The sequence below is a fragment of the Streptomyces longhuiensis genome (genome assembly GCF_020616555.1).
In the GTDB taxonomy this organism is placed as follows: Bacteria; Actinomycetota; Actinomycetes; order Streptomycetales; family Streptomycetaceae; genus Streptomyces; species Streptomyces longhuiensis.
Window position 1 is genome coordinate 8,029,920 of sequence record NZ_CP085173.1, and the last position, 12,990, is coordinate 8,042,909.

At 68.0% G+C, this 12,990-nt stretch carries 13 protein-coding genes and 2 pseudogenes; 8 read left to right on the top strand and 7 right to left on the bottom strand.

Features of this window, described 5'->3' with window-relative positions; translation table 11 throughout:
* The first annotated feature begins 381 nt into the window (after nt 1-381).
* Nucleotides 382-513, top strand: a complete 132-nt coding sequence (locus LGI35_RS36605) for a hypothetical protein (RefSeq protein WP_323182924.1) — start codon at nt 382-384, stop codon at nt 511-513.
* Between the two features lie 148 nt (nt 514-661).
* On the opposite strand, the gene LGI35_RS36610 is transcribed toward LGI35_RS36605, so the two are convergent.
* Together LGI35_RS36610 and LGI35_RS36615 are read right to left on the bottom strand one after the other, a co-directional pair.
* A complete protein-coding gene (locus LGI35_RS36610; RefSeq protein WP_227298550.1) occupies nt 662-2,086 on the bottom strand; it encodes a purine-cytosine permease family protein in 1,425 nt (474 codons plus the stop codon).
* A 1-nt stretch (nt 2,087) separates the two neighbouring features.
* Nucleotides 2,088-3,248 carry a serine hydrolase domain-containing protein gene (locus tag LGI35_RS36615; protein WP_227298551.1) on the bottom strand — a complete coding sequence of 387 codons (1,161 nt, stop codon included), beginning with the start codon at nt 3,246-3,248 and terminating at the stop codon, nt 2,088-2,090.
* 83 nt (nt 3,249-3,331) lie between these two features.
* Here LGI35_RS36615 and LGI35_RS36620 point away from each other — a divergent pair, with 83 nt between their 5' ends.
* A complete protein-coding gene (locus tag LGI35_RS36620) occupies nt 3,332-4,228 on the top strand; it encodes a LysR family transcriptional regulator (protein ID WP_227298552.1) in 897 nt (298 codons plus the stop codon).
* 369 nt (nt 4,229-4,597) lie between these two features.
* Here the strand turns inward: LGI35_RS36620 and LGI35_RS36625 are convergent, their stop codons facing one another.
* The gene (locus tag LGI35_RS36625) at nt 4,598-5,050 is read right to left on the bottom strand and encodes a VOC family protein (protein WP_227298553.1); all 453 of its coding nucleotides are present in this window, start codon (nt 5,048-5,050) and stop codon (nt 4,598-4,600) included.
* 406 nt (nt 5,051-5,456) lie between these two features.
* Here LGI35_RS36625 and LGI35_RS36635 point away from each other — a divergent pair, with 406 nt between their 5' ends.
* Both LGI35_RS36635 and LGI35_RS36640 read left to right on the top strand, forming a co-directional pair.
* Nucleotides 5,457-5,834: a nuclear transport factor 2 family protein gene (locus LGI35_RS36635; protein WP_227298554.1), complete on the top strand. Its 378-nt coding sequence runs from the start codon at nt 5,457-5,459 to the stop codon at nt 5,832-5,834.
* A gap of 242 nt (nt 5,835-6,076) precedes the next feature.
* A complete protein-coding gene (locus LGI35_RS36640; RefSeq protein ID WP_227298555.1) occupies nt 6,077-6,373 on the top strand; it encodes a helix-turn-helix domain-containing protein in 297 nt (98 codons plus the stop codon).
* On the opposite strand, the pseudogene LGI35_RS36645 reads toward LGI35_RS36640, so the two are convergent.
* From LGI35_RS36645 to LGI35_RS36655, 3 genes and pseudogenes are all read right to left on the bottom strand, one after another.
* Nucleotides 6,285-6,964, bottom strand: a pseudogene (locus tag LGI35_RS36645) (integrase core domain-containing protein); the annotation flags it as partial. The gene LGI35_RS36640 and the pseudogene LGI35_RS36645 overlap by 89 nt on opposite strands.
* 69 nt (nt 6,965-7,033) lie before the next feature.
* A complete protein-coding gene (locus LGI35_RS46660) occupies nt 7,034-7,666 on the bottom strand; it encodes an integrase core domain-containing protein (RefSeq protein WP_423835750.1) in 633 nt (210 codons plus the stop codon).
* 124 nt (nt 7,667-7,790) lie between these two features.
* Nucleotides 7,791-8,198, bottom strand: a complete 408-nt coding sequence (locus LGI35_RS36655) for an FKBP-type peptidyl-prolyl cis-trans isomerase (protein ID WP_279348677.1) — start codon at nt 8,196-8,198, stop codon at nt 7,791-7,793.
* 316 nt (nt 8,199-8,514) lie between these two features.
* Between LGI35_RS36655 and LGI35_RS36660 the strand changes: the two are divergent.
* The 4 genes and pseudogenes from LGI35_RS36660 to LGI35_RS36675 form a co-directional block, all read left to right on the top strand.
* Nucleotides 8,515-8,682, top strand: a pseudogene (locus LGI35_RS36660) (integrase); the annotation flags it as partial.
* 63 nt (nt 8,683-8,745) lie between these two features.
* Entirely contained in the window at nt 8,746-9,357 is a 612-nt protein-coding gene (locus LGI35_RS36665; RefSeq protein WP_227298556.1) for a class I SAM-dependent methyltransferase, read from the top strand.
* Nucleotides 9,358-10,049: 692 nt separating this feature from the next.
* The gene (locus LGI35_RS36670) at nt 10,050-10,742 is read left to right on the top strand and encodes a hypothetical protein (RefSeq protein ID WP_227298557.1); all 693 of its coding nucleotides are present in this window, start codon (nt 10,050-10,052) and stop codon (nt 10,740-10,742) included.
* A 297-nt stretch (nt 10,743-11,039) separates the two neighbouring features.
* A complete protein-coding gene (locus LGI35_RS36675) occupies nt 11,040-11,696 on the top strand; it encodes a M24 family metallopeptidase (RefSeq protein ID WP_227298558.1) in 657 nt (218 codons plus the stop codon).
* A gap of 132 nt (nt 11,697-11,828) precedes the next feature.
* Here LGI35_RS36675 and LGI35_RS36680 read toward each other — a convergent pair whose 3' ends face one another.
* Nucleotides 11,829-12,839 (bottom strand): fibronectin type III domain-containing protein, encoded by a 1,011-nt coding sequence (locus LGI35_RS36680; RefSeq protein ID WP_227298559.1) that lies wholly within the window; start codon nt 12,837-12,839, stop codon nt 11,829-11,831.
* Nucleotides 12,840-12,990 lie beyond the last annotated feature (151 nt).

Genomic DNA, 12,990 nt, shown 5'->3' on the forward strand with positions numbered 1-12,990 from the left:
GAGGGCACCGTGCCGTTGTGGGCGACGGGCCGGAAGGCGGAGCGGCAGCGCACGGAGGTGCGCCACCTGGTGGGGCGACGTACGACCAGGCCGAGGCCCGCCGGATTGCCGAGGCGTCGATCAGCAAGGAGGCCGCGGCGAAGAACCGCCCGGCCGACCTGATCAACATCGCGCTGGAGAGAGTCGTCGGGGCCGGGGCTGGAGTTGCCGGCGTTCTCCACCCTCGACGCGATGGTCTCGACGGTCCGACGAGCCGGATGCGGTGACGAACCATCGCATCCGGCTCGACGCCGCCCCGCACCCCGGCGTTCTCGTCGCATGAGCGCTCCGCCGCGCCCGCCGGGATGCGGCGCATGCCGGCTGCCGCCAGCGTGGTGAGTGGTGCAGCAGAACAAGGCCCAGTGGATTCCCGCCGGCGTGATCGTGCCGGCCGTAGTGATCGACCTGGCGACCCCGACCGAGGTGACGTCGGCCCCGCTCCTGTCCTCGGCACTACGCACTGCCGAGATCTGACCAGCTTCACATCGCCGTCCTGATCGCACGGTGACGACGATCCGGAGCATCCAGCACGCGACGGCCCCCATCGACGCCCATCGGGATCCCTTTCGCCCGACCTCGTCGGCGAGCATCCCCCGTCGAGGCTTGCGCAGACCTTGGATGCTCAGTCGACCGGAAGCGGCGCGTCCGAGCCGGGTGCCGATGCCCGCGCGCCGACGGGTTGTGCGACCTTTCGGGTACGCCGCGTATAGGCCAGGTACAGCACCGTCGCCACGAGCAGGCCGACGATCCAGGAGATGTCGGCGCCGCCCAGGTAGTCGACCAGCGGCCCGGTGTAGAGGCTGCTGCTGATGAAGGGGATCTGCGCCGCAATGGCGACCAGGTAGACAACGACGGCCGGCCAGTTCACCAAGCCGTACTCGCCCCGAGGCCGGAAGAGCTCGCCGACGTCGTAGTGGCCGCGCCGTACGACGTAGTAGTCGGTGAGGTTGATGGCGGTCCACGGCACCAGCAGGTACAGCAGGAACAACGTGATGTTCTCGACAGTGCTCAGGATGTGGCCGCTTGCCATCAAAGTGGCTGCGATCGTGAGCGCGGCGCTCACCACGATGAAGACGGCGCGCACCAGCGGCGTCGCCGAGCCGTGGCCCTTGGCCGAGAAGGCGCTGATCGCGGTGAGGTACATACCGTAGTAGCCGTACACGCCGGCAGGGACGATGCCGATGACGATGGCGAGCAGGATGGCCGAGCTCAGCGCCGGGATCTGCTGGCTGAGCATGCCGATGGCATCGTTGCCCACCGCCTCGGCACTGATCGTGGCGGCGAACGCGCCGAGGATCATCACCCACGAGGAGCCGAGAGCCGAGCCGGCGTAGGTCCACAGGAACGTGGTCCGCGACGGGGTGTCCTCGGGGAGGTAGCGAGAGTAGTCCGAGACGTACGGCGCCCAGGTCAGCTGCCACGAGACGAAGATCGATATGACGAGCAGGACGGTGCCGAACGACGGAGCCGGGCCGCTCGGCAGGTGTTCCGGCAAGTGACCGGCCAACGCGATCGTGAGGGCGAGGAACAGCAGCCCCGAGACCACGCTGACCACCCGGGTCGACAGGTGGATGACCTTGTACCCGACGATCGCGATGACCGCCGGGACCGCGCCCTGGATGATCACCGACCAAGTGAACGAGATGTGGGCCCAGTTCGCGAAGGCCTGCCCGGTGATGACGCCACCCTCGATACCGAATCCCATGTACATGCACAGGACGATCACGACCGGCAGCAGCGTGCCGAGGAATCCGAACTGCGCACGGCTCTGGATCATCTGCGGCACGCCCAGACGGGGACCCTGGATCGAGTGGTAGGCCATGAACACGGCACCGACGAGGTTGCCGATCAGGATGGTGGCGACCGCCCAGGGAAGGTCGAGTCCGAGGGTGACCGCCAGGATGCCGGTGACGAACCCGGTGATCTGAACGTTGCTGGAGAACCAGACCGTGAACAGGTGCCACGGCTTGCCGTGGCGCTCCTCGGGCGGGACGTAGTCGATCGAGTGCTGCTCTATCGACTCGCGGTGTGATCGGTTGCGGTCCATCTCATGCCTCCTGCCGGGTCAGGGCGGCCGCACGGGCGATGGCGCCCAGCGCGTCCAGGTGAGCGGGTGTGTCGGCTACCGGCTGGTCGGCGGCGGAGAACTTCGCGATGACGACGTCGCTCTGCGGGTCGAGCCAGAGGTACTGGCCGAATATGCCGACACCGTAGAAGGACCCGTGGTCGTCGCCCGGAATCCACCACTGGTTCTTGTAGGTGCCACCCGCCGCCGAGTCGGACTCCGCCGTGGTCGCGAAGTGCCCCCCGCGGCGCGTCCGCGCGATCCAGTCAGCCGGCACCACGGGTGTGCCCTCGCGCCACCCGTCGTCGAGAACCAGGTGCCCGAATCGCGCGAGATCGCGCAGTCGCATCCCCATCCCGGCACACGCATAGGGCGTTCCGTGGTCGTCGACCGTAACGAAGGCGTCGTCCTCGGCGCCGATCCACGACCACAGATGTCGCCGCATCAGCTCGCCGTAGCCCGCGCCGCCGGCGCGTTCGAGCACCCACGCGAGGACGTCGGTGGTCCCCGAGCAGTACTGGAAGTCGGCGCCGTGCCGGCCGGCGCCGCGCAACTGGGCCAGGAACGGCCGGGTGCCGACCACGTCCTCGGGCTGGCGCGGCCGCCATCCGGCAGCGCGGTCGCCCGCGTGAACCTCGGCGGTGGGCTCCAGGTACGACATGTCGTAGTGCGGCGCCGCGGTCATGTCGAGCAGCTGCCCCACGGTGGCACCGGCGTACGAACCCGCCGCCAGCTCCGGGACGTACGTCGGGACGGTCGCCTCGAGGTCGAGGAGGTCGGCGCCGGCCAGCACCCCGGCCAGCATGCCGGCGAACGACTTCGAGATGGACATCACGATGTGGTGAGACGTGGAGGTGAACTCACCGAAGTAGCGCTCTGCGAGGATCGTGTCGCCGCGCAGCACGAGGATGCCGTCGGTGTGCGTGCGAGCGAGGAACTCCTCTGCGCTGATCGGCCCCCCTTGGGGGCCCGGCACGGTCAGAAGCTCCCAGTCCAAGGGCTCACTCGCGGGCACCAGCATGCGTGCCGACGCCTCACCGCGAGCGATGGTCGTGCAGGGAACCACGTCCTCGACCCGGTGCAGACCGAGTCGGTGGTGAGGTGGGGTGAGCCAGTTGCTGAACGAGATGTCTGAGGAGGCCATGGAGGAGATGGTGATCCCGGTCACCTACTCCTGTCCAAGACCTAACTACTACCCATCATGATGCCGTTTCGGCATGATGAGGCATGGAGCTACGACACCTACGGTGCTTTCTGACTGTCGCGCAACTCGGTACCGTCACGGCCGCCGCCAACCAGCTACACATCGCTCAGCCCGCGGTGTCCCGCCAGATCCAGCGCCTGGAGCGCGACCTCGGCGTCACGCTCTTCCGCCGCAACGGCCATCGGCTATCCCTCACGGACGCGGGCCGCCACACGCTCGACGTCGCGCACGACCTACTCACCCGGGCCGACCGGCTGACGACGGTCGCGGGACAGCTGGCCGACGGACAGCTGACCCGGATCTCCTGCGTGGCCGCCCCCACCACGCTGGACTACGTCCTCGCTCCGTTCGTCGCCACCCTCGACGACGACGACCCGTTCATCGCCGTCGTCTCGGTCCTCGGCGACGAGGTGCACGAGGCGGTCGCCGCCGGACACGACTTCGGCATCGCCGCGAACGTGCCCCCCGCGGGCGGCCTTGCCTGGCAACGCCTCACCCGCGTGCCGCTCCACGCTTACGTCAACCCGGGCCACCCCTGGGGCCGCGACACCAGCGTCACGCTGGACGAGCTGATGAAGCAGCCTCTCCTCCTTCCGGGCCGAACGGACCCGACGCGCACCGTTCTCGACGCAGCTGTCATCGCGGCCCGACTCCGGTATCAACGCCACACCGAGGTCCCGTGGGAACAGATGCGCCACGCCCTGGCGGCAGGGCGGCGTGGCGTCGCGATCGGGACCGAGTTGCCGCGATTCGGTACTCGTCCCGTACTCGTCCTCGACACCGATGGCGCTCCCGTCCAGCTCCCCATCCACGCATGCTGGAGCCCCGACCACTACGCGGCGCCCGCGCTCGAGCAGTTGGCCACGCGACTGGGCACCTTTGCCGAGCAGGTCGTCCGCCCCGAGGCCGAAGCGATCTGAGGCGCAGTGCCGGGTGCGCGGCCAGGGCTGAAGCAAGCACGGCCTGCGCCTGGCCGGTGGCGTAGTTGGGGGCGGTCTCGATCCGCCGCTCGCCGGGGAGGGCCGCGGGAAGCACCCGGGGGCGTCGTCCGGCAGCCGGACGTAAGGACCGGGACAAGTTCATCTCCGGGAAGAACAAGCAGAACGCCGTGAAGTCGGTGGTTGTCACGGACTCTGGCGGGCGCCTGCTGTTCTGCAGCCCGGCCGAGCCTGCCAGCTGCGCTGACACTACTCACGCCCGGAAGTTGGGCCTGGTCACCTGGCGATGCGGCCAGTTGGCGCCTGGAGGGGAACCGAGGAGCTCATTGGCCGAGGCTGCGTGACGGGCCACTAGCTTGTGCCGGCGGGCGGGTCGGCGTAGACGCCCTGCAGCATGCCGGTGGCCTGCCCGACTTCGATGAGATAGCCGTCCGGATCGCGCAAGTAGCACCTCAGCTCGGCCTTGCGATCGATGGGTGGCGTGAGGAACTCGGCGCCCTTCGCGCTCCACTCTCGGTGACATGCCTCGATGTCGGCGACACGGAGGTTGAGGAAGCTGCTGACCGTGCTCGGGTCGGTGGGCGGGCGCAGGATGACGTCTGGCTTGTCTGGGGTGGGGCCGCCTCCCGGATTCATGATGATCCATCCATTGGCGAGCTTGATGGTGCAGGGGTTCTCCTCGAGCACCACCTCACCGCCGAGAACGTCGGCGTAAAAGGCACGAGATCGGGCTACGTCGGCCACCGTCAGAAAGTGAGTGAGGAGGAGCCCGGAATCCGGGGCAGGAAAACCGTCACCGTGCATGCAAGGCCTCCAGGCAAATCGGATGTTTCCTTTCATAGTGGTGGATGGATGTCCGCGAGCACGAATGAACACGGCCGGGAGGGGAGCCAGCCGTGTTGTGGCGTCGACGCTCCGGTCACGCTCGTAGCGCACCGCACTCGTCTGAAGAACAGGAACTGTTCGAGTCATACGGCATCGTCATCCCACCCGCGACCACGCCACCCGTCGTCCTTGCGGCCCTCCAGGCTCGGGTCCTCAGTCAAACCGGCGAGACCCGCAACAAGATCAAGACGACGTGTCAATGATCTGCAAGCCCTGACGGCATTGGGATCTATCAGCGGCAGAGCGGCTGCTTGAGGGGCGATGTGCCGGGTCGCCTCTGGGCTCCCAGGGCCGGGGTGTCAGTGGTTCATGCAAGGGTGCCCCCATGGAACCTTCGGGAGTGATCGAGGCATTGTGGGATCGGATCCAGGCGCGCGATTGGTCAGGTGTCGCCGACTTGGTCGCGGAGGACGTCGTGGTCGAGTGGCCGGTCAGCGCGGAGCGCATCGTTGGCAACAAGAACTTCGTCGCGGTGAACAGCGAATACCCGGGGGGCTGGTCGATTCGGGTGCTGCGGATCGTGGCTGACGGCAGCGAGGTGGTCTCCGAAGTCGAGGTGCCGCATGACGAGTTCGGCGTGTTCCGCGTGGCCTCGTTCTGGACCATCCAGAAGGGACGGATCGTGCGTGGCCGGGAGTACTGGACGAGTGTGGGGGCTGATCCGCGCCCGGAGTGGCGGGCGGCTCTGGTTGAGCCCATGTGAAGCGGTTGCCCCTCGCAGCGACGTTCCGGCTGATTTGGTCGGCCGTAGCAAGGGCCATGGGGGTTAGGCGAGTTGTGAAGCTGACCTCGGCCCGCGCGGCCTGCTCCCATCCTGCCCTGTCTGGTGTCTCCCGCGCACACTTGGGCGAGTTGTTCGCCGAACTCGCCGCCCCGTGGGAGGCCGCGCGGCAGCCCGGACTTCGCGAAGCCCGAGGTGGGGAACGCCGCAGGGCGGCCGGCGCCATGCGCAAGCCGAAGCTGGTCCTCTGCGACCGGCTGCTTCTTGCCCTGGTGCACCTGCGCCATCAACTGCCGCAGGAGGTCCTGGCCGAGCTGTACGGCGTCGACCGCTCGACCGTCTCGACGGCGATTCGGCAGGTGCGGCCGTTGCTTGCGGCCCGGGGCTTCGCAGTGCCCGACCGTGCGGGTGCCGAAAAATCATCCGGTCTGGTCAAGCGGTGTGTCGGTACTCGCGGAGGGTTCCGCCGAGTCGGTCTCGTCGGCGGACCTTCAAGTCCCCGAGCTGCGGTGGGCCGTTGACCGGTTGGGGGAGCGGGCGGAGTGGTGGGGTCGGTGCTCGTTGTAATGGGTCTCGAACTCAGGTAACGCGTAGAGGAGATGGCTCTGGTTCCAGATCAAGGTGCGGTCCAGGAGCTCGCGTCGACAGGTCTGTATCCAGCGCTTCATGAGGGAGTTCATCCGGGGCATCTGGATGCCTGTGGTGATCACCTTCCGGCCGGCGTCGGCCACAAGGGCGTCGAAGGCGGTCGTGAACTTCGAGTCGCGGTCGCGGATCAGGAGTCTGGCCTTGCTGCCGACGTCATCGAGGTCCATGAGGAGGTTACGCCCGAGCTGCACGATCCACTGCGCGGTCGGGTGCGCGGTGGCGCCCAGGCCCCGGATGCGCCTTGTCGAGTGCTCGATGACGGCGAAGACGTACAGCCGCGCCCCAGCCAGGGTGCGGACCTCGAAGAGATCGCAGGCGATCAGTGCGTCGGTCTGGCTGCACAGAAAGTCCGCCCAGGTCGCGCTCTGCCGTTCGGGCGCGGGCGGGATGCCGTGCTCCTTGAGGATCTCCCAGACGGTGGAGGCGCCGGCCTTGATGCCCAGCGCCGCTAGCTCACCGTGGATCAGATCCGGCGGTGCCTGTGCCGCTCGAAAATACGATTCGGTGCTGTGAGCTGCGGTGAGGGCGTATGGTCAGGCGGTTCCCTCGTACTGATTGATCAGGCCTCGGAGGAGGCGTTGACGCCGGATCCGGTGGGCCTGGAGGTTGGTGACGGTGGCCGGAGTGGCTGGTTCGGCGCTGTCCGGGGGTAGTTGCTGCCGGGACTGGTGGGGACGGTCCCGTTGTAGCGCCTGATGTATTCGGCCCAGGACTGCGCGAGCGTGGGCCTCGTTGTAGATCAGCATGCGGTCGAGGAGCCGGCGGCGGAGGGTGCCCATGACTCTCTCGCAGATCGCGTTCGCTTTGGGCGCCTGCGGCCGGCCTGCCGGATCGTAGGAGTAGCTCCAGCTCGTTCCTTGGGGGTTGGTGACTTCTGTGAGCCGGAGTTCCTCGTCGTATGTGAACTCGTGACGGCCGCCATCAGGTCCCGTGCGGCCGACGAGCACGTCGAAGTGGGTGTACTCGTAGCGGGTCGTGCCGCCGAGACGGTCCGTGTGGCTGGTCCGGTTGCCCTCCCCGTCGTAGGTCCACGACTCGGCCGCGCCGTCAGCGGCGGTCCGGCGGGTGAGCAGGCCCTCGACCGTCCATTCCAGGAGTGTGGTGGCGCCGCTCGGCTCGGTGACCTCCACCGGGTGGCCGAGGGGGTCGCGACGGTAGCGGGTCACGACGCCGCGGGGGTTGGTTATCCGGATGGGCAGCCCGGTGCGGTCGCACTCGACCGCGCTGGAGTGGCCGAAAGGGCCGACGACCGACGTGAGGCGGCTCGTCGCAGGGGAGGAGCCGCCAAGGTCACCAGGCGCTGCTCCACCCGGTTGTGCTGGAATACGAGTCCAGCAGGTCCACCACGAAGACCAGGGTCGAGCCCGCCGGGATCGACGGCGAGGGCGACTGCTTGCCGTAGCCAAGACGCGGGGGAACGATGATCTCGCGCCGACCGCCGACCTTCATCCCCCTCACCCCCCGGTCCCAGCCCTTGATGACCTTGCCACTGCCCAGGGCGAACTTGAACGGCTGGCCCCGGTCCCAGGAGGCGTCGAACTCCTTCCCGGACTCGAAGGTCACCCCGACATAGTGGACCCTGACCACCATGCCCGGCTTCACCTCAGCCCCGTCCCCGACGACCAGGTCCCGGATGGTCAGCTCGGTAGGAGCGTCACCCTCCGGAACGTCGACCTCGGGCTTCGTCAGTTCACTCATTGCCGCCTCATCACTCTCCGTCGGAAGCCGTCGCACGGATCAGCCGGACACATGGACACTCCATGCAGCAGATGGTCACGCTACCGAGAATGCCGGTCCCCGGAGCACACCGGATCCAGCGGCCACACGTGATGATCTTTTGCACTGCCGGTGAACGCGACCGGCACGCACAGGTCACGCAGTAATCGCCAGAACGAGACGAGGTGCAGACGGCTGTCGGCACATTGCGAAACATGTCGACCGAACATGGGACTTCGCAGGCACAACCCTCTGCAACAAGCAGTCCGAGCGCCCCCGCACCGTCCGCTCCATCCGAGCCCTCGTCCTGCGCCTGACCCGAGAGAACAGCACCTGGGGCCACCGCCGGATACAGGGCGAACTCGCCCGCCTCGGCTACCCGATCGCCCCGTCCACAGTCTGGGAGATCCTCCACGCAGCCGGCATCGACCCCGCCACGCAACGCTCCGGCCCGACCTGGCAGCAGCGCGAGGAGGAGTGAAGGCACCGGGAGCTGGAGGGCGGCCTATAGCGGCCTATAGTCGATCTCATGAGTCGTTGGCAGGAACTGACCGGTGGCACATCCGGACACGAGTACGCCGCGCGCTTCGCCGCGCTGGCCCGCAACGGCAAGGATGTGCATGGTGAGGCGCGGTTCTGTGCGGCCCTGGTGCCCGCCGGGGCACGGGTGCTTGACGCCGGGTGCGGTACCGGACGGGGCGCGATCCGGCTGGCGGAGCTGGGGTACGACTGCGTCGGGATTGACCTCGACGACTCGATGCTGGACGTGGCGCGGAATCACGCGCCGGAGCTGCCGTGGTTCCGGGCCGATCTCGCCGAGTTCGATCCGGCCCTGCTCGGCATCGCGGCGGACTTCGACCTGGTCCTCGCTGCCGGCAATGTCTTCCCACTGCTGGCCGCCGGTACCGAGGCCGCGGTGGTCAAGCGCCTGGCCGGGGCTTTGCGTCCGGGCGGGCTGCTGGTCGCGGGCTTCGGCCTGGACGCCGCCCACCTGCCCGTGCCGCCCGGCATCACGCTGCCGGAGTACGACGCGAGTTGCACTGCGGCGGGCCTCGCCCTCGTCGACCGCTTTGCCACCTGGGACGCCGACGCCTACGACGGCGGTGGCTACGCCGTCAGTATCCATCGCGCCAGCCCCTGACCCGGCCGCTCAGGTCCCTGACCACCGGGGGGAGCGCCAGGCCCGCTGCGGCAGAGTTCTGACAGCCGAGAAGAGGCCGGCGCCCGCTACGAGAGCGTGACTGCCACGAGCAACACGCGAGGGTGGCTGAGGTTCTCGTAGTGGAAGTGAGCGTGCGCCGGGGGAGCTGGGTGGTGTTGGCAACTGTGGTGCCGGGACGGGGAATTGAGGTCCTCGTCGTGTGCGTACGGTCGGGAGCGGCAGCGGGATTCTGTCAGTAGCCTCGAACTGCGCGCTCCAGGTCCGTAGTTGCGCAAGTTACCGTGCCATTGGTGTCGAAGTCCCGCGACGGCGGCATACGACTTTCGAGAGTTTGGACGGGGCGCGCCGGAATTCCACACTTTCCCGTCTCCGGAGAACAGCTGCATTCGGCCCTGGCTGCTGATGTCTTCGCTCCCTTCGCCCTTCGCCGAAGCCACTGGCATGACGGCAGAACAAGCGGCTGATCTTCTTGCCGCGGCGCTGCCGTCCCTGACCGACAAGGTCAGCCCGCAGGCCCGCAATCCTGACGAGCAGTGATGTGCTCCGCGTGTCACAGGACACCGGCGCGGCTGCCCGTCCGCACAATGAGGCGATGACACTCGAAAGGACACGACCGTGGCCGGTCCGGGCTACACCAGTCTCGCCGACCTGAACTCGGACGGCAGCCGAACATGACCGGACAGCGCCCTTCTGATGCGGGCAATCTGCGCGAGCCACAGCAAGCGCCGTACGGCGAGGCCAGATGGCCGATGGCCGGAGCCGTCATCGCCGCCGCGGTGCTGACTCTGCTGCTGCCCGACGACCTGCGCCTGGGACCCCGCTGGACGCTCCCCCTTGTCGAAGGACTGTTCCTGGTGGTGCTGATCGTGGGCGACCCGGTTCGAATCAGCCGCCGCTCGGCTGCCATGCGTGCGGTATCGATCGCCCTGGTCAGCGTGCTGGCATGCGGTGCCATCTGGTCAACCATCCGGTTGGTCGACGACCTCATGCACGGTGGTAGCGAGACCAACTCCGCCGACGCCCTCCTGCAGGCCAGCGGCAGCGTGTGGGTCCTCACCGTCCTCGCGTTCTCCCTCCTGTACTTCGAACTCGACAGTGGCGGAGCCGCCGCCCGGGCTCACTCCATGTCGCCGACCCCCGCTCTCGCCTTTCCCCAACACCTGGCCCCCGAACTGAACGCCACGCAGTGGCGCCCCCGTTACATCGACTACCTCTACCTCGGCTTCACCAACGCCACCGCCTTCAGCCCCACCGACGTCATGCCGCTGGCGCCTTGGGCCAAGATCGTCATGGCTGTGCAGTCCATCGTCTCGCTGCTCATCCTCGGGCTCGTCGTCGCTCGAGCCGTCAATGTCCTCGCCTGACGACCCGCAGCGGTAGCCGGCGGGCGGCTGCTCCAGGGTCTCCTCCGCACCGCGGTTCCTCGCGACCCGCACCTCAGCCTCGCGGAACTCCGCCAAATGCGGCTTCGGCACAACGGCATCGTTCTCGCCCGCCCCGCAGGGCGAGCCAGTTCAGATGTCACCCGATCACGTATGAGACCCGTCGCTAGCATGACTGGTACGCATGCCGGACTGGGGCGTGCCGCATGGACAGGGGGAGCTGTGTCGGTGGAAGCAAGCCGTGGAGAGGTACCGGAGGCCGAGCGGGTGGCGGGGCTCGTGGCTGCGCAGGAGAAGGCCATCGAGCTCTTCGCAGAGGTCGAGGCGCGTGGAATCGTCGTGCCGGGGGTCGGGGAGCGGGAAGCCAGTGACCGCATCAGGGATCTGGCGAACGAGATGTTCGGTACGACCAAGCACTGGCATAAGCGCATTATTCGCTCCGGGGCGAACACGCTTGCGCCGTATCGGGAGAACCCGCCGGACCGTGTCATCGAGGCGGACGACGTCGCCTTCGCGGACTTCGGACCGATCTTCGAGGAGTACGAGGCGGACTTCGGCCGGACGTATGTCTTCGGTGACGATCCGGACAAGCATCGGTTGCTGACCGATTTGCCGCGCGTCTTCGACGCGGGGCGGGAAGTCTTTGCCGCGGATCAGGAGATCACCGGTCGTGAGTTGTACCGCGCGGTGGAGAAGCTCGCGGCGGAGGCAGGCTGGGAGATCGGTATCTGGCACGCGGGTCATCTGGTCGGGGAGTTCCCTCACGAGACCATCGATGGGATGAAGGCGGAGTCGTACATCACGCCGGACAACGACACTCCGTTGCGCCGTGCGGACCGGCTCGGCCGGGTCTGCCACTGGATCCTGGAACTGCATTTCGTGGACCGCCGCCGCGGATTCGGCGGCTTCTACGAGCAGTTGCTCGACCTGGCCTGACGGCCGGCCCTGGCGTACCAGCGCCGGCGCCGGGCCGGCTGGTTCAGCTGTTCGCAGTCACGGTGTTCGGCCCCGACCGCACGAACCGACGGCCGAGGTGCGGAGCTGACGTTATGTCAGCCCCGGCCATGCCTACGGTTGAACGCTGGTTCTGGCGGGTGCCGACTCTCTGCCCGCCTCGTCGACGTTGACGATGTAGTAGTTCGTGTATCCGAACAGGGGCTGGGGGTCGACCCAGGAGCCGGAGGAGGCGTAGGGGGTGCCGACGAGGGTCCAGGCCTGCTCGCCGGGGCTGCGGCGGTAGACGTGGTAGTAGTTCGTCATTTCCGAGTTGACGTCCCACCAGAGGTGGGCGGCGCCGTCGATGACCTGGCTTTCGACCAAGGCGGGCGTGGGGCCGACCGGCTCGGGCCGGGTCACGGTCACGGCTTCGCTGTACGCGGACGCGTTCCCCGCGGCGTCGACGGCCCGGACGCGGTACGAGACGGAGACGCCCGTGGGGGCCGACAGGTCCGTGTGGGCCGTAAAGGACGTGGTGGTGGCCCCCTCGTCCGGATACGGCCGTGTATCGGGATCCGACGAGATCTCGAAGTGGTCCCAGTCACCCGGGGGAGCTGTCCACCGCAGGGTGTTCCCCGCGGTCGTGCCTTGCGCGGTGAGACTCGTCGGTGCTTCGGGCGCGGTCGCGTCGGCCGTGCTCACGTACACGGCTGAGCTGTCGGACGACTCACGGCCGGCCCGGTCGACGGCACGTACCCAATAGGCGTAGGTGGCGCCGTCGGCGGGCGGGTGATCCGTGAAGGAGGTCACAGCCAGTGGTGCGTCACCGCTGATGACTTCGGCAGGGGGTGCCCCTTCGCCTGCCGGCCGGCGGAAGACGCGGTAACCGGCCACGTTTTTCCGGGCATTGCCGGACCAGGTGATCGTGGCAGTGGAGGAGTCCGGTTCGTACGTGACATCCGTGCCGGTGGGGGCCGAAGGGCCGGCGGCAACAGTGACGGAGCTGGGGGCCGCGTGGGCGTCAGCCGCGCCCGTCAGGCCGAGGCCCGGGGTGAGGGCGGCGGCGACGGCAGCGGTGACCGCGGCGATACGTAAGCGTCTGGGACGGCTCCGGCGGGGCGAAGGAACAGCGTGATCGATCACGGCTGGCGGCCCTTTCCATGAGGACGGGGTGTGCAGGCGTGGGGGATGGGAGCGATGTGGAGCAACGGCAATGTAGCTGCAACTCGCCACTGTGTCAGGGAAGTCAGGGGGCCACTTGACCTGTGGCGGGAGGGGGCCGGGAGATTGGCGT